The following is a 23,137-nucleotide window of genomic DNA, read 5'->3' as shown; positions in this document are numbered from 1 at the left end:
ACCCGTACGCGCCAATTACTCACTTTGCCGGATCAATCCAGAAGCGCAGCGATTTCTCCGTAGTCAACCGCCCGGGGATCCGACGGTTGCCACTTTGGGGTGCGATCCTTGTCCACGATCACCGCCCGCACGCCTTCGGCAAAGTCGGGCCGCACCGCAATCCAACGGGCAAGAGCCAGATCGCGCTCCAAGACCGCCTCGATGGTGCGGTCGGTGCGCGCCCGGCGATGCGACATGAGCGCAACCGCAAGGCTGGTGGGGGAATGCGCTTCCAGTTTCGCGACCAAAGCATGCGCACCCACATCGCCCCCGTCGGCGTGAAGGCGGAGCTGATCGATGATCCCGGAAACCGTTTCGCAGCCGAAACACGCCGCCAGCGCATCGGCCTTGGCGCAGAACTCGGGGGAACCGGCCTCAAGCGATTCGGACTGGATGACGGCCGCGATCTGCGTATCGGGCTCCCAGGCCTTCGCCGCATCGATGATTCGCGTGCGAATGTCGGCAAGCCGGTCCTCATCGACCATGGTATCGGCGAGCCCCAGCGCGATGGCGTCGGCGGCCCCCACCGTCATCCCGCTCAAAAGGAATGCCAGCGCGCGCGGCTCGGTCGCTTCGGCGAGGATGGCGTTGACGCCGATATCGGGGAAAAGGCCGATCGCACCTTCGGGCATGGCGAACTTGCTCGACGCTGTGGCGATCCGGAACCTCGCATGGGACGAAACCCCGATCCCACCACCCATGACGATGCCGGTTTGAAACGCCACTATCGGCTTCTCATACCGCGCGATCATGCGGTTCATCTCATATTCGCGCGCGAAGAACGAAAGCGCCGCTTCGGTCCGCCCCGCAAGCACGTCCTCGCGCACGGCGCGCACGTCACCACCGGCACAAAGTCCCTTTTCCCCCGCCCCTTCGATCACGACGAGACGGACCCCATCGTCCGCAGCCCAGCCTGAAAGGGCGGCAAGGATACCTTCGACCATTTGAACGGTAAGCGCGTTGATCGCTTTGGGGCGGTTGAGCGTTATAATCCCGGCTGCGCCGGTAACCGAAATCAGCACCTCGTCGGTTTCGCTCATAAACTGCCCTTTCCAGCTTTTTTTGCGACCCGATAGTCCCTGATCCGGAATCGCCTTTCAAGCCACAGCGCTAAGGGTTTTGCTTTGGGCGGAAAATGGACTAGGTAGGCGGCGCAAATGCATCAAGCGAGACAGAACGTGACCGCAATCTCTAAAACCGGCATCGCCCGCGATCTCAAGGCAAGGGCGGAGAGCGGCAAACCGATAAGGCTCGGCATTATCGGTTCGGGAGAAATGGGCACCGATCTCGTCACCCAGGTGATGCTAATGGATGGCATCGAGATCGCCGCTATCGCCACCCGCCGCCCCCAGACCGCCCTCGCGGCCATGGATATCGCGTATGGCGAAGGCGCTGATATGGGACATGAGGTCGATAGCCGCAAGGCAATGAGCGCCGCCATCGATATGGGCCGGATTGCGGTAACCTCGGATACCGAGCTTATGGTCACCGCGCCAGAGGTGGATGTCATCATCGATGCCACGGGCAAGCCCGGCGTCGGCGCGGATTTCGACCTTCTGGGGATGGAACACGGCAAGCACCTCGTCATGATGAACGTCGAGGCGGATATCACCATCGGCCCCTATCTCAAGAAGGAAGCCGACCGGCTGGGCGTCATCTATTCGGTTGGCGCGGGGGACGAGCCTTCCTCCTGCATGGAACTGATTGAATTCGTCTCCGCGCTGGGGCTCGAGATCGTTTCTGCCGGGAAGGGCAAGAACAATCCCCTCAATTACGACGCCGTGCCCGACGATTACCGCGAAGAGGCCGAGCGGCGGAACATGAACCCGCGCATGCTGGTCGAGTTCGTCGACGGGTCCAAAACCATGGTCGAGATGACCGCCATCGCCAACGCGACCGGCCTCGTCCCCGACATTCCGGGCATGCACGGGCCAAAGGCCGACCGCGATGCGTTGGCTAAAGTGCTCATCCCAAAGGCCGATGGGGGTGTACTCGAAAAATCAGGCGTCGTCGACTACACCATTGGCAAGGGCGTCGCCCCCGGCGTCTTCGTTATCGCCAAGGCCCACCATCCGCGCATCATCGAGCGTATGGACGACCTGCATGTGGGGGTCGGACCCTATTACGGCTTCTTCCGTCCCTATCACCTCACCAGCCTCGAAGTTCCGCTCACCGCGGCAAGGATCATGCTTTACGGCAAGCCCGACATGGTGCCGCTCGCCAACCCAGTCGCCGAAGTCTGCGCCGTTGCCAAGCGTGACCTGCCCGCCGGCACCCCGCTCGATGCCATCGGGGAAACGTGTTACCGCTCGTTCGCGATGACCATCGGGGATGCGCGCAAGGCCAATGCGATTCCGGTGGGCCTGCTCGAAGGCGGCCGGACGACGGCGCCGGTCAAAAAGGGCGAACTCTTCACCACCGCCAACGCGACGCCGGATACCACAACCAAGCTCTTCACCCTGCGTCAGAAGCAGGACAAGATGTTCGGGCTGGTTTAGCCTCTCACCCCGCGTCATCGACCGCAACCGCTGAACCCTCCGTGCATTGACCGGATGCGTGCCGGTATCGCGGTTACGTCCATGGAAATGAGGAAGGTGTCGGATCAATTTTCGCAATTGGTCTGCTTGCGTCGTTTTCCGACATGGGACTAAAATGTTTGTGCGAGTGACTTCCCCGCTGAGTCGTTACCTTCTTCCGCCGGGGCCGGGGCGGGCAAAAACGTACTGGATAGACCGTTGAGCAGCGACGCTACGGGCGGCGCGGCAAAGCGCCGTGACGCCGCCTTCTTGAAAACCTATTCCGCCGAACGGGGATTGACGCACGTACACGCCGCCGGTTGGGGCCGTGGACTTTCGACGATCCTCAGAGTGACCCGGATGGCCTTCCGCCATCCGGTCCAGGTCGGTATTGCGATCGTCTCGACCTTTATTGCGGCCTCTCTGCAACTGCTCATCCCCCAACTTCTGGGCATCGCCGTCGATCAAACCCAGACCGTGGTGGGCGGCGGCACCGCGGGCGAGGCGGCGGAAACCGCGCTGCTCGTCACCGCGCTGACGCTGTTCGGCGTTTCGGTCGCGCGCGGCATCTTCACGCTATTGCAGAACTATTATGCGGAATCCGTGGGGCACCACACCGGTTACGAATTGCGTCTCGCGGTCTACGAAAAGATCCAGCGGCTCAACTTCTCCTTTCACGACCAGGTCCATTCGGGTGACCTGATCACGGTTGGCCTGCTCGACCTCGAAGGCGTACGGATGTTCTTTTCGACCGGCCTCGTCCGCGTTTTCCTCTTGAGTGTGCTGATCGGCGTCGGCGCCTACCTTCTGATTTCGACCGACATTGTCCTCGGCCTGCTCGCCCTGAGCTTCGCGCCCTTCGTCGCCTGGCGCTCCGCGACCGCGCAGATGAAGCTGCGCGTGACATGGCGCGAACTTCAGGAACGTCTCGCCGTATTGACCCGCGTGATGGACGAAAATCTCGGCGGCATCCGCGTCGTCCGCGCGTTCGCGGCACAGGCCTATGAGATGAGCAAATTCGATAAATGTTCGAAATACGCGCTCGAACTCGCCCATGAACGCGTCGGCATCCGCGTGCGCTCGACCTCGCTGATGACCTTTTCCTTTTTCGCGGCGATGGGCCTGGTGCTCTGGGTCGGCGGCGGCAAGGTGATCGACGGCGAGATCACCGTCGGTACGCTCGCGACCTTTCTGACCTTCATGACCATCCTGCAAATGCCGGTGCGGCAACTGGGCATGATGGTCAATTCCTTCGCCCGCGCCTCGACCTGCGGTACGCGCCTCTTCGCGCTTTTGGACCTCGACATCGCGATCACGGACAAGCCCGGCGCCAAACCTTTGGCGATCACAGAAGGCACGCTCAAATTCGAGAATGTCGGCTTTGCCTATCCCGGCTCCGAGGACAAGCCCGTGCTCAACGCGCTGTCGTTCGAGGCGCGGCGCGGCGAAACGCTGGCCATTGTCGGCCCGCCCGGCAGCGGAAAATCGACAATCGCGCACCTGATCCCGCGCTTTTACGACGTGACCGAAGGCAAAGTCACCATAGACGGCCAGGATATCCGCGACGTCACCCTCGCCTCTCTCCGCCGTTCGGTTGCGGTGGTCCAGCAGGACGCGTTCCTGTTTACGACCACCATCGAGAACAACATCGCCTATGGCGACCCGTGGGCACGGGAAAACCGCATCGAGCGCGCAAGCGACTCCGCGCAATTGCACAACTACGTGCTCGGCCTGCCACAGGGTTATGGCACCATCGTGGGCGAGCGCGGCGTGTCGCTCTCGGGCGGCCAGCGCCAAAGACTTTCGATTGCACGCACGCTGATGCTGCGGCCCGACATCATGGTCTTCGACGATTCGACCGCCGCCATCGACGCGGCAACCGAGCAGCGCATCCGCGCGGCAATGCGGCAATACGCGAAAGACCGCGTCACCATCATTATCGCCCACCGGCTTTCCTCGCTGATGCACGCCGATCAGATCCTTTTTGTCGAAGATGGCAGGATCGTCGAACGCGGCACACACGAGGAACTTCTGGAAAAAGGCGGACGCTACAAGGCGCTCTACGATTTGCAGATACGCCCGGGCGACGAGATGCTGGATATCGCGGGGGAGAGAACTGATGGCGACCGAGACCTATAACGAACGGCACGACCCTGCCGATGCCGGCCGCCGGCCGCCGCGCGCCACCGTCGGCTCCTACCGCATCGAAGAGGAGATGTTCGGCAAGGCGTTCGACGGAAAGATCGTCTCGCGCATCTGGGCCTTCGTGCGGCCCTACAAGGTGCAGATGCTCGTCGCCGTCATCGCCGTGCTGGTCTTCACCGGCACGCAGCTCGTCATCCCGCTAATCGTCCGCTACGCCATCGACAATGCCGTCGAGCGCGGCAGCCTCGACCGCACCGCGCTCGTTTGGGCGTGCATTGCCTTTGCCGTCACCATCCTCGTCAACTACGCGGCGAGCTTCACCCAGGAATCCGTCGTCGGCAAAGCCGCCGAGAACGTCCTCTTCGACATGCGGCGCGCCATGTTCGCGCATCTCCAGCGCGTCTCGCTCTCGTTCATGGACAAGACCGAGGTCGGGCGGCTGATGAGCCGGCTCCAGGGCGACGTCAATTCCATGCAGGAATTTCTCGAGACCTCGGTGATCTCGGTCGGCGACATGGCGCTTCTGATCGGCATTATCGTCGTGATGCTCTGGCTCGATTTCTCACTCGGACTGCTGACGCTTTCGGTCATGCCCGTGCTCTTCATCGTCCGCATCTTCTGGCTCCCCCGCGCGCGGAAAGCCTTCATGGCGGCGCACGAAACCAATTCGGTGACCAATGGCGCGCTTGCAGAGGCGATCCACGGGGTCAAGGCCGTGCAGTCGATGGACCGCCAGAGCGTCAATTTCATGCTCTATAACGACAAGGCCAACGCCAACCTCCGCGCGCATCTGACGGCTTCGAAGTATGCGCAGGTGATGGTGCCCATCGTCGATTCCTTGACCGGTCTGGCCATGGCGATCCTGATCGTCGTGGGCGGCTCTATGGTGCTCAACGAACGCCTCGATATCGGGGTGATGGTTGCCTTCCTCTTCTACATTCAGCGCTTCTTCGACCCCATCCGCTCGCTCACGCTGCAGTATTCGGTCATGCAGCGCGCCATGGCCGCCGGCCAGCGCATCACCGAGGTAATGGACGTGCGTGTCGACATCACCGACAAGCCCGGCGCCAAGGATCTCCCCGCCGATATGGATGGTTCAGTCGAATTCAAGCACGTCACCTTCGGCTACGATCCCAAACATCCCGTGCTCAAGGACGTCAATTTCAAGGTCAACCCCGGCGAGACAGTTGCACTCGTTGGGCCAACGGGCTCGGGCAAATCGAGCTCCATGGCGCTCATTCACCGCTTCTACGATGTGCAGGAAGGCCAGGTGCTCGTGGGCGGCGAGGACGTGAGGGACGTCACTCAGGATTCGCTCGGCCACCACATCGCCATGGTGCTGCAGGAACCCTTCCTCTTTACCGGCACGGTTTTCGAGAACATCCGCTACCGCAAGACCGAGGCGACGCGCGAGGACGTCATCGCCGCCGCCAAGACCGTCGGCGCACACGACTTCATCATGAAGCTGCCCGAAGGCTACGATAGCGAATTGGGCGAACGCGGCGGCAATCTCTCGCTCGGCCAGCGGCAATTGCTCAGCTTCGCCCGCGCGCTCGTCGCGGACGCAAAAATCCTCGTCCTCGACGAGGCCACCGCCAATATCGACAGCTACACGGAGATGCTGATCCAGAGGGCACTGGTCAAACTCCTCGAAGGCCGCACTGGCCTCGTCATCGCCCACCGGCTAGCCACCATCCGCGGCGCGGACCGGATCATCGTCTTGCAGAACGGCCAGGTGATCGAGGTGGGCAACCACGACGAGCTCATGGAGCGGAAGGGGCTTTATTCCAAGCTCTATAATCTCAACTACGCGTCCTTCGACGATATCCCGGATGCGGAGCTGGAAGCTGCGACAGCAGGCGCGGGCGACGGGACGACTTAGAGGCTTTTCAGGCTCTAAGTTCTTGTTGCGTCGCGTTTCAGAACCGCAAAAAGTGGCTTCCACTTTTGCTGGAAGCGCTCCAGCTACTCGATCTTGAGCTCAGCGATAAAATCGTACCGATCCCCGCGATAGGACGATTTCGTCACCTCGATCGGCCGCCCGTTCGCAAGAAACGACCGCCGCTCGATATGGAGGATGGGGCTGCCGACCTTGACGTCCAAAAGCTCCGCCTCCCGCGCGTCCGCAACCGCCGCACGGAGGCGCTGAAGCGCGCGCACTGGCGAATTGCCGGTACCCTTGAGCGCCTCGTAAAGCGATTCCCCGATGGCATCCGGGCTGACCGCCGACATCGGCACCACCGCGTTCTCGACCGCCAACGGCTCGCCGTCGGACGTACGCACACGCGACAGCCGCACTACATGATCGGACGGTGAAAGGCCCAGCTTGAGCATTTCGTCCGCATCCGGGAGGCTCACGGTTTTCTCTAAAACGATCGATGCAGAGGATGCCCCCCTGCGTTTCATATCGGCGGTAAAGCCCATCAGCAGCGAGAGCGGCTGGTCGATCTGCGGAGAGACATACGTGCCCGCCCCCCGGCGCTTGGAGATCAGCCCCTCCCGGTGCAGATCGTCGATGGCGTTGCGGACCGTGATGCGCGAAAGCCCCGTCGCCTTGGCGATGTCACGCTCGGACGGCAACGCGTCGTTGCCTCTGAGTGCGCCGGTTTCGATGAGCGCTCGCAGCGTCTTGGCGAGCTGGTGGTAGAGATGGCTCGATGACGCTTCATAACCGGCGAGTTGCTTGACGATAGTCGCGAGCACATCGGGATGGGCGGCATCCCCGGTCTCGTGTTCGGCAATCGACATCGGTGTTCTCCCGTTATTATGACGCAGTCTTGAGGCGCGGATCGAGCGTATCCCGTAGCGCATCGCCCAGAAGGTTGAAGCCGAAGGACAAAAAGAGGATCGCAAACCCCGCAAAGATCGCCGGCCAGGGTGAGAGCAGGAGGAAATTGCGCCCCTCCGACAGCATCAACCCCAGCGACGGTACCGGCGGCTGCGCCCCGAGCCCCAGAAACGACAGCGATGCCTCTACAAGGATCGCAGCCGAAAGCAAGAGGCTCGTCTGCACGAGAATGACTGAAGAGAGGTTGGGCAGAAGGTGCAAAAAGACGATCCGCGCATCCGACGCCCCGATGGCGCGCGCGCCCATCACATATTCGCTCTCGCAGATCACGAGCGCCGGCCCGCGCAAGAGCCGCGCGAAAATCGGCGTATAGACGATGGCAATCGCAATCGCCGCACTCCAGACATTGGGGCCAAGCACGGCAATGACGCCGATGGCCAGCAGCATGATGGGGAAGGCGAAGAGTACATCCATCACCCGCATCAACACCCGGTCGAGCCAGCCACCATAGAACGCGGCGAGCATTCCCAGCGTCCCGCCTGCAATGAGCGCGAGCCCCACGGCGGTCACGCAGGTCATGAGCGAAACCTGATAGCCGAACAGGATGCGCGCGAGCACATCGCGACCGAGCTGATCGGTGCCGAGCCAGTTGGTGAGGTTCGGCCCCTTCATGCGCTCGACCATCACCTGGGCGTATGGATCGTGGAACGCCGCGACTGGCGCGAAGATGGCGAGAAGCACCTGGACCGCGACGAAGCCGAGCGCGAAAGTCAGAAGCTTGTTCTTGCGGACGAACTCCATCATTGGCGCGACACCCGCGGATCGATGACCGCATAGAGCAGGTCGACGAGGAAATTGACGATGACGAAGGCCGAGGTCATCACGAGTATTGTCGCCTGCACGAGGGGATAGTTCCGCTCTGCAATAGCGCCGAGCACCAGCCGCCCGAGCCCCGGAATGGCAAAGACCTGCTCGACGACGATGGCCCCGCCCAGAAGATACCCCGTCGCCACCCCAACGCTGGTGATAAATGGGATCAGCGCGTTGCGCATCGCGTGGCGGTAAACCAGCCGCCTTTTGCTCGCGCCCTTGGCTTTCGCTGTGCGGATATAATCCTGCCCCAGCGCATCGAGCATGGCCGAGCGCACCAGCCGCGAGAGATTGGCGAGCATGGGCAGGCTCAAGGCGATGACCGGCAGGATCATGCGTTGGAGATTGCCGAGCGGGTCTTGGGTGAACGGCACATAGCCGAGCGCGGAAAAGCCGGGCAGGAGCTTGGACAAAAGAAAGATCGACACGATCCCGAGCCAGAACGAAGGAATCGTAAGCCCGGCAATCGCCCCGATTCGCACCGCAACCTCCGCGCCCCGCCCGCGTGCCTGCGCCATGAACGCCCCGAGCGGGATCGAAAACCCCGCGCCGACGAGGACCGAAAGAAACGTCAGTTCGAAGGTCGGCCAGATATTGGCGGCGATCTCGCCCGCGACGGGACGTCCGGTCCAGATCGAGGTCCCGAGGTCACCCCGAAAGAGCCCGGTGAACCAGTTGAAATACTGCACAAGAATAGGCTGATCGAGCCCCACCCGGCGCTCGAGTTCGGCGATCCGCTCGGGCGTGATCTCGGTATTGGCACCCAGCATGATCGCAACGGCATCCCCGGGGATGAGCCGGATCATCAGAAAAACGACAACCGAGACGCCGAACAAAACGATCGCCAGATCGATCAGCCGGGTGACGAGAAAGCGCGAGGACATCGGGTTTCCCTAAAACGTCCGCATGGAGATCATACCTGTTTGCCCACTCCTCTCCGTCGTCATCCGTGGGCTTGACCCGCGGACCTCGAAGCCTCCCCAAACCGCTATACGTGGGGAAGCGCTACACGGTCGCCGGGTCGAGCCCGGCGATGACGACGGCTGGGGGAGGAACAAATCACGACCTCCATGCAGTAACTATTCGGCGATCTCGACATCAACGAGGCTGGTCAGGCGCCCATTGGCATAGATCTCGAAGCCTTCGACCGCGTCGTTGACGGCGGTGAAGAGGCTGCCATAGGCGATATGCGCGATGGGCCCCTCGCAGGCGAGCTTGCGCTGTACCTGATCGTAGATCGCCTTGCGCGCCGCCTGATCGGTTTCCGACCGGCCTTCGTCGAGCCAAGCGTCGATCTCATCGTCCGCATACCCGAAGACGTTGGTCGAACCCCCGCCATAGAAGGTCCGGTAGAAATATTCGTCCGGATCGGGGCTGCCGCCATTGGCCGAAACGAAGAGATCGAAATTCGAATTCCGCCAATCCTGCACGAACTGGCCGATCTCCTGGTTGATCAGTTCGATCTCGAACCCGGCTTCCGCCGCCTGCTGCTGCACGATCTGCGCGATATCGCGCGCGTCCTGACGGGGCAGAACGTTCATCGTGAGCTGAACGGGAAGGTCGACCCCCGCCTCCTCGAGCATCGCCCGCGCGGCTTCAGGGTCTGCCGCGTAGCAGGAGAATTCCGAGGGATCGAGCGCCCAGCTTGTCAGCGCTGGTGACAGCGGTCCGGCCGGAACGCCAGCGCCAAAGAGCGCGCCGTCGATGATCTCCTGCCGGTCGAGCGCAAGGTTGAATGCCTCACGCACGGCGGGGTTGTCGAAGGGTTCGCGGGCGACGTTCATGCCCACGAGCGTATAGGAAAGGTCACGCGTTTCCTGCACCGTTACGCCGGGCTGCCCTTGAAGCTGCAGCGCGGTTGCCGGGTCGATGCCCGGCAGAAGCCCGTAATCGCCCGAAACGACGCCGACCTGACGGGTCGCGGACTCCGGCACGAAATTGAACCGTACGCCATCGAGCATCGGCTTGCCGTCTTCGCGGTAATCCTCGAACGCCGAAAGCGCGATATAGCCATTGGGCTGCCAGTCCTCGAACTGGAACGGACCCGTGCCGACCGGCGTCTGCTGCAGGCTATCCACATCCTCTTCCATTTCCGCCGGCACGATGGCGATGGAGGAGAGCGAGGAGAGGATCGGCGCGAATGGCGCGTCGAGCGTGAAGGTCACGGTCTGCGGGTCGACAACCTCGATCCCGATGATCGGCGATACCCGGCTCGCGAGCGGCGAGGCGACGGCCTCGGACTGCACGCGGCGGATCGAGGCGGCAACGTCCTCGGCGGTCATCTCCGAACCATCATGGAAGGTGACGCCCTCGCGCAGATGGAAAGTATAGGTAAGCCCGTCCTCCGAAACCTCCCAGCTTTCGGCAAGGCCGGGGACGACATTGAGATCGCGGTCGATGGCCGTCAGTGCCTCATAAATATTGCCCTGAACGATCACCACCGAATTGAACGCGGTGATCAGATGCGGATCGAGCCCCGCGGGCGAAGAGTCGATGGCGATGTCGAGCGTCGCCGCATAGGCGCTGCCCGCAATGACCGTCGAGGCCAGAAGCCCCAGGCCGATGGATTTCAAAGACATGCGTTCCTCCAAGTCGTAGCTTGCGAACAGCGCTGGCGCGGGGTCCGCAGCATTCGTGTTCCCTTTGGCGCCGGCACATGGCCGGGCGGCATCCTATAGGTCCAGTTAAAGACCAGTATGGACTTTTGGTACGCTATGGTATTAGTTTTTTCGAGGCAAGCGAAACCTGCACCGGCCCCGATCCGGGCATGGCAGAAGCCGTTTCCACATAAGTGAGGGGGAGTGAGTGTCCGCAACCGCAGAACCGCTATTGAGCATCGAGGACCTCGAAATCGAGGTCTCCGGCCATGCGATCATCGAAGGGGTTTCGCTTTCGATTGCGCCGGGGGAAATGCTCGGGCTCGTGGGGGAATCGGGCTGCGGCAAGTCGGTGACCGCGCTCTCGATCATGCGCCTGATCGCCGAGCCGCCCATGCGCATTTCCAAAGGTGCCATCCGCTTTGAGGGCAAGGACCTGCTGTCCCTGAGCGAAAAAGCGCTCGAGGCGGTGCGTGGCGACGATATCGCCATGATCTTTCAGGAGCCGATGACGTCGCTCAACCCGGTCTTCACCATCGGCGACCAGATCGCCGAGGCGGTGCGGCTGCATCGTGACGTGACCAAGGCAAAGGCCAACGAACGCGCCGTCGAGCTCCTCGCCCGCGTCGGCATCCCCTCCCCGCGCACCGCGCTTGGGCGCTATCCGCACCAACTCTCGGGCGGCCAGCGCCAGCGTGTGATGATCGCCATCGCGCTTGCGTGTGACCCCAAGCTCCTCGTCGCCGACGAGCCCACCACCGCGCTCGACGTGACCGTGCAGGCGCAAATCCTCGAGCTCATCGACGATCTGCGCCGGGAAACCGGCATGGCGGTTTTGCTCATCACCCACGACCTCGGTGTCGTCTCGCAATATTGCGACCGGGTAGCCGTGATGTATGGTGGCCGCATTGTCGAGGAAGCGCCCGCAAACGACCTCTTCGCCCATCCGCACCACCGCTATACCGAAGCGCTCCTGCGCACCATCCCCGCCTCCAACCCGCCCGGCGTCGAACTGCCCGCCATCGGTGGCACCGTGCCGCCGCCGGGCAAACGCCCCACCGGCTGCACCTTCAACCCGCGCTGTCCCGCACGCATCGAAAAGTGCACCGAGATCATGCCCGTGCTCGAAGGCGGTACGCACCTCACACGCTGCTGGAACCCCGCGCCATGACCCTGTTGGACATCCGCAATCTCTCCAAGACCTACCCAGGCGCAGGCGGATCGACCGTCAAGGCGGTATCCGACGTTTCTTTTTCGATTGAGTCCGGCGAAGTGCTCGGCGTCGTGGGGGAATCCGGGTGTGGAAAATCCACGCTCGGCCGCGCGCTCCTGCGCCTGATCGAGCCGAGCGAAGGCGAAATCCATTTTGACGGCAAGGATCTGATGGGGCTGAGCCGGGGCCAACTCAAGCCCGTGCGCAAGGACCTGCAGATCATCTTCCAGGACCCCTTTGGCGCGCTCAACCCGCGCCACACCGTCGGCGGCATCATCGGCGAGCCGCTTAAGGTACACCGCATCGGCACACGCGCCGAGCGCGCCGCGCGCGTTGCCGAACTGCTCGACCTCGTCGGCCTCCCTGCCGACGCGGCAAAGCGTTACCCGCACGAATTTTCCGGCGGCCAGCGCCAGCGCATCGCGATTGCCCGTGCGCTCGCGCTCGACCCCAAGCTGCTCGTCGCCGACGAAGCCGTTTCCGCGCTCGACGTCTCGATTCAGTCCCAGATCATCAACCTGATCGCGGACCTGCAAAAGCGCCTCGCGCTCTCGATCATCTTCATCAGCCACGACCTCTCGGTCATCCGCCATGTGAGCGACAGAATCGCGGTGATGTATCTCGGGCGCATCGTCGAAATCGGCCCGTCCGAAGAGCTGATGACCAACCCGAAACACCCCTATACGCAGGCGCTCCTCTCCGCGATTCCGCGCCCCAACGTGCCGCGCACCGGGCGGATCGTCTTGAGGGGCGAACTCCCCGACCCCTCCAACCCGCCCGCCGGGTGTGCGTTCCATACGCGCTGCCCGCACGTGATGGACGTATGTCATTCCGTCCGCCCCAAGCTCTCGCGGCCCGCCGGGGGCGAACCGGACAGCCCGCTCGAAGTCGCGTGTCATCTCTACGAGGCGGCATAAATGATGAACGCACCTCAGGCTTTCGCGCCCGTCAAACGCGCCATCGAAAATGGCCGCATTCCGGGCGGGGTGGTGGGCATTGTCGATGCCCAAGGCAATCGCGCTGTCGAGGTGTTCGGCAAGGCGCAGACGATTCCCATAGAGCGCCCCATGACCCGCGAGACCTGGTTCGATCTCGCCTCCCTCACCAAGGTGATCTTCACAACCACGCGCATCCTCGAAGCGGCCGAGCGCGGCGATATCGACCTCGACGCGCCGCTCACAACCGCGCTGCCCGATTTCCGGCAATATACGCCCGACGCCTGGGAGCGGAAGGTAACCTTCCGCCAATGCCTCGGCCACCTGACGCCCTTCCCCGCCGTCGAGCCGATCTACACCTATGGCCGCGATCCGGACCTCTTGCGCGCCTTCGTCCTGCAGCGCGAATGGCGCACCGGGCCAGCGGTCTATTCGGACATCAATTTCATCCTTTTGGGGCTAGCCCTCGAACGGCTGAACCGCGTCCGACGCATCCGAGACCTCGATCCCGGCAAGGGTTTTGCCTGGTCCGCTCCCACTGACGAGAGCGCCGCAACCGAAGACTGCACATGGCGCCACGAAGTCCTTTCAGGCACCGTCCACGATGACAACTGTCATGCCCTCGAAGGCTCAGGCCATGCCGGCCTTTTCGGCACCATCGACAGCATCCTCGATTTCGCACACGGCCTGCTCACAGGCACCAACGCATCTGAACACACAATCGCACTCATCCGCACGCAGCTTTCGGACAAGCGCACTCATGGCTGGGAACGCCCCTATATCGGCTGGCCGGGCGGCGATAACGCGCATCCGGAAACCATCGGCCATACCGGCTTCACCGGCACCGGGCTCTGGATCGATTTTGCCAACGGACGCGCCTGGTCGCTCCTGACCAACCGCATCCATCCAACGCGGCATTCCGACAGCGGCATCGCCCAGTTGCGCCGCGCCGTGGGCGATATCATCAACGCCGCGTAAGGCGCGGCAGGAGGGAGACCACCATGGAGCCGATCTGGGCCGTTGGGCTGATGACCGGGACCGTCCTTGACGGCAATATCGACGTCGCCATTCTCAGGACCGACGGAGAAACCGTCTCCAAGTTCGGCGCCTGGACGCTCGCGCCCTACCCCGACGCCATCCGCGCACTGCTCACCGAAACGCTCGACGCGGCCCGCGCCTGGAATTTCGAGGGTCCCGAACCCGAAATTTTCGCCCGTGCCGAGGAGGCGATATCGGTCGCCCAAGCGCACGCCGTACGCGATCTCGTGCTTTCGTCGGGCCTTACGCTATCGGATATCGGCATTGTCGGCTTCCACGGCCAGACCGTGCTCCACCGCGCACCCACCGCCGGCCGGATCGGCGATACGCGGCAGCTCGGCAACGGCCAGGCAATGGCCGATATCCTCGGCACCAAAGTGGCCTACGACTTCCGCACCGCCGATGTCCGCGCCGGCGGCCAGGGCGCACCACTCTCGGCGGCCTATCACGCGGCATTGCTGCGCGATCTCGGCGCGCGCGGAGATACGGCGATCCTCAACCTCGGCGGCGTCGCGAACATCACATGGACCGACGGCAAAGACCGCGTCATCGCCTTCGACACCGGCCCCGCCAACGCCCCGATCAACGATTTCGTGCGCGGGCTCGGCCTTGGCGAGATGGACAAGGATGGCACGCTCGCGCTTAAAGGCACTGTCGACCAAGCCCGCCTCGCAAAGCTGCTCGAACACCCCTACCTTGCTGCCCCCTACCCCAAATCCCTCGACCGCTTCGACTTTTCAGCGTCAATGGCCGAAGGGTGTTCGCCCGAAGACGGCGCTGCGCTTCTCACCGCCTTCACCACATCGGCGGTCGGCAAGGGCCTTGACCTTCTGCCGCATCGGCCCGAAAGGCTGATCGTTTGCGGCGGCGGCCGGCGCAACCCGGCAATCATGTCCATGCTGCCCGAGCGCGCGCGTGTCGAGGTGCTTCCCGCCGAGGCGGTTGGCTGGCGCGGCGATGCCATCGAAGCGGAGTGCTTCGCCTTCCTCGCCGTGCGCGTCCTGCGCGGCCTGCCGATCAGCTTCCCCACGACGACCGGCGTGTCCGCCCCGATGCGCGGCGGAAAAATCGCCGCCTGAGAGCCAGCAGCAGCATAAATCGCGAAGAACGGGTTTACAGACCGCTTGGATTACGCAAAGGTATAGTGGTCTTATATTGGTCTCTAAATGGACTTTACCGGGGGAGTGACGGGAGAGGATGGCCAGGCTTTCGCTGAGCGGCGTCAAGAAGCGGTTCAAGGACACCGAAGTCCTGCACGGGATCGACCTCGAAATCGGCGACAGGGAGTTCGTCGTCTTCGTCGGCCCCTCGGGTTGCGGCAAGTCCACGCTCTTGCGCCTGATTGCCGGTCTCGACCCGATCACCGAGGGCAGTTTCGAACTCAACGGCAAGACCATGAACACCGTTCCGCCCTCCAAGCGCGGCATCTCGATGGTCTTCCAGTCCTACGCGCTCTACCCGCATATGGACGTCTACGAGAACATGGCCTTCGGCGTGCGGCTGATGGGCCTCGACAAGCCCGAGATCGACAAGCGCATCGACGAGGCGGCAAAAATGCTGCAGCTCGAACCGCTCTTGAAGCGCAAGCCGCGCGAACTCTCGGGCGGCCAGCGCCAGCGCGTCGCCATCGCCCGCGCGCTCGTGCGTAAACCCCAGGTCTTCCTCCTCGACGAGCCGCTATCCAACCTCGACGCCGCGCTGCGCTCGGAGGTTCGGCTCGAGATCGCCAAGCTCCATCAGGATATCGGCGGCACCATGATTTACGTCACGCACGACCAGATTGAAGCGATGACCCTCGCCGACAAGATCGTGGTGATGAACGAGGGCCGCATCGAGCAGGTCGGCACACCCCACGAGCTCTACGAAAGCCCCGCCAACACCTTCGTTGCGACCTTCATCGGCTCGCCCAGGATGACGCTCCTTGAGGCACGTAACGCAGATGGCCGGCTATCGATTCCGAACGGCGGGAGCATCGCCGCAAACGCGCCCAATGGCGCGGGCGAAACCGTGACCGTCGGCATGCGCCCGGACGCGCTGGAGATCGCGGAGGGCGACGCGCCCGAAGGCTTCGGCGCCGATGTGGTTTACACCGAATACCTTGGCAATGACGCTTACGTTTACGCGCGCCTCGCCGACGGCACGCTCGTGAGCGTCAGGGCCACCCCCAAGACCTACTACCCCGCCAACGCCCGCATCACCGTCATGCCGCGGGCCGAGGCGCTGCACTATTTCGACAGCACGAGCGGAGCCCGTCTCTAGCCCGCGCTTACGAAAGACGACCCCTACAAAGGAGAGGAAAATGACCAAACTCATGCTAAGGGCCACATTCGGTCTCACCGCGCTCGCGGTCGCCGCTCCGGCCTTCGCCCAGGACATCAGCTTCTGGAGCTGGCGTCAGGAAGACCGCGCGGTCTATGAGGACATCATCGCCGCGTTCGAAGAGCAGCACCCCGATATCAACGTCAATTTCGAAGCCTTCGAAGCGCAGAACTACAACACCATCCTCTCGACCGCTCTGGCCGGCGATTCCGGCCCGGACGTGATGATGGTGCGCGCCCACGGCGCCTTCGAAACCGTCGCCGCCGGCGGCTATCTGATGCCGCTGACCGAAGAAACGGTGCCGGGCCTCGACACCCTGCCCGACGCTGCGCTGGCGGCGGAGACCCTGAGCTCGGACGGCCAGATCTATGCCGTTCCCTTCGCGTCGCAAACCATGCTGGTGATCTACAATAAGGACATCTTCGACCAGCTCGGGCTTGAGGAACCCTCGACCTGGGAGGATCTGATGGCCGTCAGTCAGGCCATCGAAGACGCCGGCATGTTCCCCTTCGCCAACGGCACGGCGACCGCCTGGCAGAACGAAACCATCGTCTCCGCGCTCGGCTCCTCGATCATCGGCAAGGATTTCTATAACGACCTCGTTGCCGGCGAGACCGACTTCACCGATCCGCGCTTCGTCGAGGCGCTTGTGGCCGTGCAAGAGGCCTCACAGTACTTCCCCGATGGCTTCGTCGGGCTCGACTACGCATCTTCCCAGCAGCTCTTCACCTCAGGGATGGCGGGCATGTTCGCGGGCGGTTCGTTCGAGATTGCCAACTTCATGGGCCAGAACCCCGATCTCAACCTCGGTGTCTTCCCGGCGCCCGTGGCCGAAGAAGGCGACGAGCACCTTGTCGGGCTCTTCTTCGACGGTGGCTATGCCGGCAATGCCGACACCGAACACCCCGAGGCCGTCCAGACCTTCCTGAGCTTCCTGACCACGCCCGAATTCGGCAATATGTTCGCCAACGAACTGGGCAACATCTCGCCGATCCCGGGCGTCGAATTCGAACGCCCCTTGCTCCAGGAGGTGGCGCAGCTCAACGAGAATTCGATCCCCTACATCATGCTCGTGCACTTCCGGTATGAGGAACCCTCGGGGTCGGTGCTGCTGCAGGCCGAAGTCCAGCGCATGCTCGCAGGCGAAACGACGCCCGAAGCCGCAGCCCAGGCGGTAACCGAAGGCATCGCGACCTATTACGAGCCGTTCCAGGACTAAACGCAAACCCGGTCCGGACTCCACGCCCGGACCGGTCTTGATCGAGGAACACCCATGCCGCGATTGCGCCTCACCGGACGAGGTCTTTGGATTACTGCGCTCATCGTGCCGCCGCTCGCGGTCATGGTGACCTTTGTCGCCTACCCGATCCTCTCGGCCCTCGCCTACGCTTTTTACGATTGGCACGGCCTTCAGCGCGGCGACTTCGTCGGGTTCGGAAATTTCCACCAAGTGCTCTTCACCGAGCCGTTTGCGACCTGGACGCGCAACGCCTTCATCCACAACGTCATCGTCTTCTTCTCGCTGATGGTCATCCAGAACGGCTTCGGCTTCATCCTCGCCTACGCCCTCTGGCGTGAATTGCCCGGCGCCGCCTTCCACCGCGTCGCGGTGTTCCTGCCGGTTGTGCTCTCGACCGTCATCATCGGCTTTCTCTGGAAGCTCTTCTTCCACCCGCTCTTTGGCCCGGTGAACCAGATCTTCCGCGGAATGGGCCTCGACGCTCTCGCCCAGCCCTGGCTGGGGCAATCCTCAACCGCGCTTGGATCGCTCATCTTCGTCAACGCCTGGGCCTGGGTCGGCTTTCCCACCCTCGTCTTCCTCGCCGGCATGCAGCGCATCCCGGGTGAAATCCTCGACGCCGCGCGCATGGAGACCGACAGCGAATGGGTGGTGATCAAAAAAATCGTCTGGCCGCTCGTCGCCCCCAGCGCGACGGTGGTCTTCATCCTCCTCTTCATCGGCTCGTTCAACTGGTTCGAATTGCCCTACATCATGGTGGGCTTGGACGGTTCACCTTTCGGTTCGACCGACGTTCTCGGGCTCTATTTCTATAGAACCGCCTTCGGCAACCAGTCCGCCGGCGTTCAGGATTTCGGCCGCGGCTCGGCACTCGCCGTCATCACCTTCCTCTTCATCGCCGTCGTCGCCGCCTTCTGGACCGTGCGGCTGCGCAAGCGGGAGATCCAGCTATGACCGCGACATCCGCCAAGGCGATGACCTACGACAACAAGGGGATATTGAGCACGCTCGGCCGCGACGGGCTTCTCCAGATCATTCTGATCGCCAATACGATCCTGATGCTCTTTCCGGTCGTGATCATGGTCTTCTCGGGCTTCAAATCCAATATGGAGATCTTCAACAACCCGTTCGCAATCCCCGACTTCGCGAACCTCTCGAACTATATCGACGTCTGGACCCAGACCAATTTCGTCCGCTACCTCTTCAACTCCGTCTTCGTCACCGGCCTCTCGCTCCTCCTGATCCTCGTCCTCGGCACCATGGCCGCCTACGCCATCGCGCGATACGAATTCTTCGGCGCGAGCTTTTTGCTGCTGTTCTTCATTGCCGGGCTGACCTTGCCCCTCAAACTCGCGATCATCCCGCTCTTCATCCTCTTCCGCGACCTCGGCATCCTGAATTCCTATTGGGCACTGGTCGCCGTCTATGTCGCGATGGGCCTGCCCTCGACAGTCTTCATCATGACCGGCTTCATCCGCTCTTTGCCACGCGAGCTTGAGGACGCCGCGCGCATGGACGGGGCGAGCGAATTGCGCATCATGTGGTCGGTCATGCTACCCCTGACCCGGCCCGCCATGATCATCTCCGCGATCCACAATCTCGTGCCGATCTGGAACGACTTCTTCTTCCCGCTCGTCTTCATCCAGAACGATGCGTTCAAGACGCTGCCGCAGGGCCTCACTTCGTTCATGGGCGAATACACCACCAATTGGGGCGTAATGTTCGCGGGGCTGACCCTCGCCGCCGCGCCGATCACGGTGGTCTACATCATCCTCTCGCGCCAGTTCATCAACGGCATGACCTCAGGGGCACTCAAATAATGACCGGGCTCCTCAAAGAAGGCGGGTTGATCGTCTCCTGCCAGGCGCGCGCGGACAATCCGCTGCACGGCCCGATGTTCATGCGCGCGATGGCCCTCGCGGCTGCGCAAGGTGGCGCCTGTGCCATCCGGGCCAATGGTCCAGAAGATGTCACGGCGGTCGCGGCGGTGGGCCTGCCGGTCGTCGGCATCAACAAGGTTTTTTCCGGCCGGTTCCCTGTCTACATCACCCCCAACTTCGAAAGCGCCGTTGCGCTCGCCGAGGCGGGTGCCGATATTGTCGCACTCGACTGCACGCCCCGCCCGCGCGACGGCGAACCCCATGAAACACTGGTCAATCGGATAAGAAGCGAACTCGGCTTGCCGGTCTTCGCCGATATTTCGACGCTGGACGAAGGCCTCGCCGCCGAGCAAATGGGCGCCGACTACATCGCCACCACCCTCTCGGGCTATACCGAATACACTGAACCTAAACCCTCAAAGCCCGACCTCACGCTCGTTGAAGCGCTCGCCAAGCGCGTTTCCGTCCCTGTCGTCGCCGAAGGACGCTACAATACCCCCGAGCTTGCCCGCACGGCCATCGACGCTGGCGCCCACGCGGTTGTCGTGGGGACCATGATCACCAATCCGCGCGAGATTACACGGTCCTTCGCGCAACGGATGTCCGCATGAGCGCGCATTATCTCGGCATCGATATCGGCGGCACGGCAACGCGATGGGCAGTGGTGGTTGCAAAGGGCACGGTCGTCGCGCGCGGCAAGGCTCGTGGAGCGACCGGGCACCTGTTCAATCCGGCAGCCCGCGCCGACTTCACCGCCGCGATTGCCGAGATCGCCCAAGCTCATGGGGACGCGCCAGTGCACGGAGCCTTTGCCGGGATTACCGGCCTCGGTCCCATAACCTACCCCGACGCCAAGGAGATCATCGGCGCCGCATTCGGGCTGGCTGCGAACATGATCGATACGGCAGACGATATGGAGCTCGCCTTCCGCGCGGTCTTCGCGCCGGGGACCGGCCATCTCGTTTCCGCCGGAACCGGCTCGATCGGCCTCCACATCGCCGAAGACGGCAAGACGGTACGCGTCGGCGGGCGCGGCATTCTCATCGATGACGCCGGGTCCGGCGCATGGATTGCCCTACGGGCGCTCAACGCCATTTACCGCCGCATAGACGAAACAGGCGGCCCCGCGGATGCCAGCATCCTCGCAAACGAACTGTTCGATGCCATTGACGGCCAAAGCTGGGACGCGGTTCGGGCCTATGTGTATGCGGGAGATCGTGGCAAGATCGGGGCCCTCGCCCTGCCTGTCGCCCGCGCCGCGGAGAGGGGCGATCCGGTTGCGGTAGCCATTCTCGCGGACGCCGCACATGAACTCGCCCGTCTCGGACGCGCGCTTGTGGACCGCACCCAGCCACTGCCCATTGCCTATATCGGCGGCGTCCTCGCGCTCCACAATTCCATAAAACCCGCGCTACGCGACGCGCTAGCGGATTTCGATATCACTTTCCCCACGATCGACGCGCCCCTCGCCGCGGCAAACATCGCTCGCCAACGCGCGCAGACCACCCAGGACACACCCCAATGACGACCACCGAAACCGCCTCGCCCCGCTACGCCACCATCGAGGATTGGTCATCGACCGAAATCGTCGAGGGCATCGTCGAAGGCCAGTTCGCCGCCATCGCAGCCGTCCAGAACGCCCGCGCGGCCATCGCCGAAGTGATCGACCGCGCCGCAGAACGCCTCGAATCCGGCGGTCGCCTCATCTATCTGGGCGCGGGGACTTCAGGCCGCATCGCCACCCAGGACGCGTCCGAACTCCCGCCCACCTTCTCCTGGCCTTACGAGCGTGCCATTTCCCTGATGGCCGGCGGCAACGGCGCGTTCGCGCAGGCTGCCGAAGGCGCTGAGGACAGCGAAGAACAGGCCATTGAAGCGCTCGAAACAATCGGCGTAAACAACAAAGACGTCGTTTTCGGACTCGCCGCCTCGGGCAGCACGCCCTTCGCCGTGACCGGTCTGGCGCACGCTCGGAAGAAAGGCGCGTTGACGGTCGGGATCTACAACAATCCCGAAGGCCGCATCGGCGAAGTTTGCGAACTGCCGGTGCTGCTCGACACCGGCGCCGAATTCCTCGCCGGCTCCACCCGCATGAAGGCCGGGACGGCCCAAAAGGCAGCGCTCAACTGCATCTCGACCGGCGTCATGATGAAGCTCGGCTTCGTCTACAAGGGCCTGATGGTCGAAATGCGCGCCACCAACGCCAAGCTGCGTGAACGCGCCGTACGGATCGTCGCCCGGATCGCCGACGCCGACCACGATGCGGCCCGGGCAAGCCTCGAGGCCACCGGCGGCTCTATCAAACTCGCGATTCTGATGCTCGCGAAATCCCTTGACCGGAACGCCGCCCAGGCGTGTCTCGAAGCCGCCGGCGGCAATCTACGCCGCGCGATGGAGGCGTGAGCGCTAAACCGACACCTCGACCGCCGCGCCGGATTTGACCGAAGCTGTCGCCGCTTCCGCAATCGCCAGCGCATTGACGCCATCGGCGACCGAAACCGGTACCTCGGCCTCGCCAAACGCGGCAGCGACAAAGCTCGCCCACTCGGCGACATAAGCCCGCGCATAGCGCTCAAGGAAGAAGTGTTCCGGCTTGGCGCCCGTCACACCCGCCGCCGAGGCACGCGAAACCGTCGTTTCATTGACGTTGCCCACCGAGAGCAGCCCGTCTGAGCCCAGAAGCTCGATCCGCTGGTCGTAACCGTAGGCTGCCCGGCGGCTGTTCTTGATGACCGCAATCCGCCCATCCGCAAAATAAAGCGTCGTCACTGCCGTATCGACGTCGCCCAAGGCGCCGATCTCGGGATCGACAAGGCTCGACCCCATAGCCGAAACCCGCTCTGGCACTGCGCCGAACAGCCAGCACGCAATGTCGAAATCGTGGATCGCCATATCCCGGAAGAGCCCGCCGGACACTTTGACATAGCTTGGAGGCGGCGGCGCGGGATCGAATGAGGTCACGGCCAGAAGCTCGCCCTTACCGATCTCGCCTGCGCCAAACGCCGCCTTGAGCGCGGCGAAGTTTGGGTCGAACCGCCGGTTGAACCCCAGCATAACCGGCCGCTTCGCGTCCCGCGTCGCGGCCTGACATGCAAGCGCGCGCGCGAGGCTCAGATCGATCGGTTTTTCGCACAGCACCGCCTTGCCTGCGGCAACGGCCTTCTCGATCAGATCGGCATGGGTATCGGTCGGGCTGGCGATCAGAACCGCGTCGATGGCATCGTCGGCAATGATCTCGTCGGTGCTCCGCACGGCCGCATCATACCGCCCGGCCAAGGCGTTCGCCGCCTCGGGGAGGAAGTCCGACACCGCAGCGAGCGTGCTGCGCGGATCGAGGTGGATATTTTTCGCGTGCACCTGACCGATACGGCCGGCACCCAAGAGCCCAACGCGCAGCATTCGAGATAGCCTTTGTTCCGGATGTGATTCTGACGGAACGCGTATTCCGGAATCGGTAGTTGCAGCAAGCGGATTCTGTTGCGCGGCAAGCGACGGGCCGGCACTTCCCGGCACAACACGAAAATGGCCGGAGAACAGGCCCCGGCCATCGCGTTGGT

20 protein-coding genes are annotated in these 23,137 nt (G+C 63.1%); 14 read left to right on the top strand and 6 right to left on the bottom strand.

Annotated features, from left to right (window positions below):
- Window positions 1-32: 32 nt before the first annotated feature.
- Window positions 33-1,079: an enoyl-CoA hydratase/isomerase family protein gene (locus LG281_RS13530; RefSeq protein ID WP_404401542.1), complete on the bottom strand. Its 1,047-nt coding sequence runs from the start codon at window positions 1,077-1,079 to the stop codon at window positions 33-35.
- A 138-nt stretch (window positions 1,080-1,217) separates the two neighbouring features.
- Here LG281_RS13530 and LG281_RS13525 point away from each other — a divergent pair, with 138 nt between their 5' ends.
- From LG281_RS13525 to LG281_RS13515, 3 genes are all read left to right on the top strand, one after another.
- Window positions 1,218-2,537, top strand: coding sequence for an NAD(P)H-dependent oxidoreductase (locus tag LG281_RS13525; protein ID WP_404401540.1), 1,320 nt, complete (start codon window positions 1,218-1,220; stop codon window positions 2,535-2,537).
- A 237-nt stretch (window positions 2,538-2,774) separates the two neighbouring features.
- Window positions 2,775-4,694: an ABC transporter ATP-binding protein gene (locus tag LG281_RS13520; RefSeq protein WP_404401538.1), complete on the top strand. Its 1,920-nt coding sequence runs from the start codon at window positions 2,775-2,777 to the stop codon at window positions 4,692-4,694.
- Window positions 4,675-6,582 (top strand): ABC transporter ATP-binding protein, encoded by a 1,908-nt coding sequence (locus LG281_RS13515; protein WP_404401536.1) that lies wholly within the window; start codon window positions 4,675-4,677, stop codon window positions 6,580-6,582. The genes LG281_RS13520 and LG281_RS13515 overlap by 20 nt, the downstream gene beginning before the upstream one ends.
- An 83-nt stretch (window positions 6,583-6,665) precedes the next feature.
- Here LG281_RS13515 and LG281_RS13510 read toward each other — a convergent pair whose 3' ends face one another.
- The 4 genes from LG281_RS13510 to LG281_RS13495 form a co-directional block, all read right to left on the bottom strand.
- Window positions 6,666-7,448 (bottom strand): GntR family transcriptional regulator, encoded by a 783-nt coding sequence (locus LG281_RS13510; protein ID WP_404401533.1) that lies wholly within the window; start codon window positions 7,446-7,448, stop codon window positions 6,666-6,668.
- 16 nt (window positions 7,449-7,464) lie between these two features.
- Window positions 7,465-8,292 (bottom strand): ABC transporter permease, encoded by an 828-nt coding sequence (locus LG281_RS13505; protein ID WP_404401531.1) that lies wholly within the window; start codon window positions 8,290-8,292, stop codon window positions 7,465-7,467.
- Window positions 8,289-9,242 (bottom strand): ABC transporter permease, encoded by a 954-nt coding sequence (locus LG281_RS13500; RefSeq protein WP_404401529.1) that lies wholly within the window; start codon window positions 9,240-9,242, stop codon window positions 8,289-8,291. Before LG281_RS13500 ends, LG281_RS13505 begins: the two co-directional genes overlap by 4 nt.
- A gap of 195 nt (window positions 9,243-9,437) precedes the next feature.
- The gene (locus LG281_RS13495; RefSeq protein ID WP_404401527.1) at window positions 9,438-10,937 is read right to left on the bottom strand and encodes an ABC transporter substrate-binding protein; all 1,500 of its coding nucleotides are present in this window, start codon (window positions 10,935-10,937) and stop codon (window positions 9,438-9,440) included.
- A 226-nt stretch (window positions 10,938-11,163) separates the two neighbouring features.
- On the opposite strand from LG281_RS13495, the gene LG281_RS13490 reads away from it, so the two are divergent.
- From LG281_RS13490 to LG281_RS13440, 11 genes are all read left to right on the top strand, one after another.
- On the top strand, window positions 11,164-12,126 hold the full coding sequence (locus tag LG281_RS13490) for an ABC transporter ATP-binding protein (protein ID WP_404401525.1): 963 nt from the start codon (window positions 11,164-11,166) through the stop codon (window positions 12,124-12,126).
- Window positions 12,123-13,085 (top strand): ABC transporter ATP-binding protein, encoded by a 963-nt coding sequence (locus LG281_RS13485; protein ID WP_404401523.1) that lies wholly within the window; start codon window positions 12,123-12,125, stop codon window positions 13,083-13,085. The genes LG281_RS13490 and LG281_RS13485 overlap by 4 nt, the downstream gene beginning before the upstream one ends.
- The gene (locus LG281_RS13480) at window positions 13,086-14,081 is read left to right on the top strand and encodes a serine hydrolase domain-containing protein (RefSeq protein WP_404401521.1); all 996 of its coding nucleotides are present in this window, start codon (window positions 13,086-13,088) and stop codon (window positions 14,079-14,081) included.
- A gap of 23 nt (window positions 14,082-14,104) precedes the next feature.
- Complete coding sequence (locus LG281_RS13475; protein WP_404401519.1) at window positions 14,105-15,220, top strand: anhydro-N-acetylmuramic acid kinase; 1,116 nt, start codon at window positions 14,105-14,107, stop codon at window positions 15,218-15,220.
- 118 nt (window positions 15,221-15,338) lie between these two features.
- Window positions 15,339-16,400, top strand: a complete 1,062-nt coding sequence (locus tag LG281_RS13470; protein ID WP_404401517.1) for an ABC transporter ATP-binding protein — start codon at window positions 15,339-15,341, stop codon at window positions 16,398-16,400.
- Window positions 16,401-16,440: 40 nt separating this feature from the next.
- Window positions 16,441-17,679, top strand: coding sequence for an extracellular solute-binding protein (locus LG281_RS13465; protein ID WP_404401515.1), 1,239 nt, complete (start codon window positions 16,441-16,443; stop codon window positions 17,677-17,679).
- Between the two features lie 54 nt (window positions 17,680-17,733).
- On the top strand, window positions 17,734-18,654 hold the full coding sequence (locus tag LG281_RS13460; RefSeq protein ID WP_404401513.1) for a carbohydrate ABC transporter permease: 921 nt from the start codon (window positions 17,734-17,736) through the stop codon (window positions 18,652-18,654).
- On the top strand, window positions 18,651-19,520 hold the full coding sequence (locus tag LG281_RS13455; RefSeq protein WP_404401511.1) for a carbohydrate ABC transporter permease: 870 nt from the start codon (window positions 18,651-18,653) through the stop codon (window positions 19,518-19,520). Before LG281_RS13460 ends, LG281_RS13455 begins: the two co-directional genes overlap by 4 nt.
- Window positions 19,520-20,191: an N-acetylmannosamine-6-phosphate 2-epimerase gene (locus LG281_RS13450; RefSeq protein ID WP_404401509.1), complete on the top strand. Its 672-nt coding sequence runs from the start codon at window positions 19,520-19,522 to the stop codon at window positions 20,189-20,191. Before LG281_RS13455 ends, LG281_RS13450 begins: the two co-directional genes overlap by 1 nt.
- Complete coding sequence (locus LG281_RS13445) at window positions 20,188-21,105, top strand: N-acetylglucosamine kinase (RefSeq protein WP_404401507.1); 918 nt, start codon at window positions 20,188-20,190, stop codon at window positions 21,103-21,105. Before LG281_RS13450 ends, LG281_RS13445 begins: the two co-directional genes overlap by 4 nt.
- Entirely contained in the window at window positions 21,102-21,983 is an 882-nt protein-coding gene (locus LG281_RS13440) for an N-acetylmuramic acid 6-phosphate etherase (protein ID WP_404401505.1), read from the top strand. The genes LG281_RS13445 and LG281_RS13440 overlap by 4 nt, the downstream gene beginning before the upstream one ends.
- Window positions 21,984-21,986: 3 nt before the next feature.
- On the opposite strand, the gene iolG is transcribed toward LG281_RS13440, so the two are convergent.
- Complete coding sequence (gene iolG / locus LG281_RS13435) at window positions 21,987-22,979, bottom strand: inositol 2-dehydrogenase (RefSeq protein ID WP_404401503.1); 993 nt, start codon at window positions 22,977-22,979, stop codon at window positions 21,987-21,989.
- Between the last annotated feature and the right edge of the window lie 158 nt (window positions 22,980-23,137).

The sequence above is a fragment of the Pelagibacterium halotolerans genome, from assembly GCF_044811015.1.
In the GTDB taxonomy this organism is placed as follows: Bacteria; Pseudomonadota; Alphaproteobacteria; order Rhizobiales; family Devosiaceae; genus Pelagibacterium; species Pelagibacterium halotolerans_A.
This window is presented reverse-complemented; position numbering and strand designations above follow the sequence as displayed.

Coding starts and splice junctions, on each gene's coding strand:
- LG281_RS13445 (WP_404401507.1), top strand. CDS start 20,188: ATGAGCGCGCATTATCTCGGCATCGATATCGGCGGCACGGCAACGCGA.
- iolG (WP_404401503.1), bottom strand. CDS start 22,979: ATGCTGCGCGTTGGGCTCTTGGGTGCCGGCCGTATCGGTCAGGTGCAC.
- LG281_RS13495 (WP_404401527.1), bottom strand. CDS start 10,937: ATGTCTTTGAAATCCATCGGCCTGGGGCTTCTGGCCTCGACGGTCATT.
- LG281_RS13510 (WP_404401533.1), bottom strand. CDS start 7,448: ATGTCGATTGCCGAACACGAGACCGGGGATGCCGCCCATCCCGATGTG.
- LG281_RS13440 (WP_404401505.1), top strand. CDS start 21,102: ATGACGACCACCGAAACCGCCTCGCCCCGCTACGCCACCATCGAGGAT.
- LG281_RS13460 (WP_404401513.1), top strand. CDS start 17,734: ATGCCGCGATTGCGCCTCACCGGACGAGGTCTTTGGATTACTGCGCTC.
- LG281_RS13500 (WP_404401529.1), bottom strand. CDS start 9,242: ATGTCCTCGCGCTTTCTCGTCACCCGGCTGATCGATCTGGCGATCGTT.
- LG281_RS13480 (WP_404401521.1), top strand. CDS start 13,086: ATGATGAACGCACCTCAGGCTTTCGCGCCCGTCAAACGCGCCATCGAA.
- LG281_RS13465 (WP_404401515.1), top strand. CDS start 16,441: ATGACCAAACTCATGCTAAGGGCCACATTCGGTCTCACCGCGCTCGCG.
- LG281_RS13455 (WP_404401511.1), top strand. CDS start 18,651: ATGACCGCGACATCCGCCAAGGCGATGACCTACGACAACAAGGGGATA.
- LG281_RS13485 (WP_404401523.1), top strand. CDS start 12,123: ATGACCCTGTTGGACATCCGCAATCTCTCCAAGACCTACCCAGGCGCA.
- LG281_RS13470 (WP_404401517.1), top strand. CDS start 15,339: ATGGCCAGGCTTTCGCTGAGCGGCGTCAAGAAGCGGTTCAAGGACACC.
- LG281_RS13530 (WP_404401542.1), bottom strand. CDS start 1,079: ATGAGCGAAACCGACGAGGTGCTGATTTCGGTTACCGGCGCAGCCGGG.
- LG281_RS13450 (WP_404401509.1), top strand. CDS start 19,520: ATGACCGGGCTCCTCAAAGAAGGCGGGTTGATCGTCTCCTGCCAGGCG.
- LG281_RS13505 (WP_404401531.1), bottom strand. CDS start 8,292: ATGATGGAGTTCGTCCGCAAGAACAAGCTTCTGACTTTCGCGCTCGGC.
- LG281_RS13475 (WP_404401519.1), top strand. CDS start 14,105: ATGGAGCCGATCTGGGCCGTTGGGCTGATGACCGGGACCGTCCTTGAC.
- LG281_RS13515 (WP_404401536.1), top strand. CDS start 4,675: ATGGCGACCGAGACCTATAACGAACGGCACGACCCTGCCGATGCCGGC.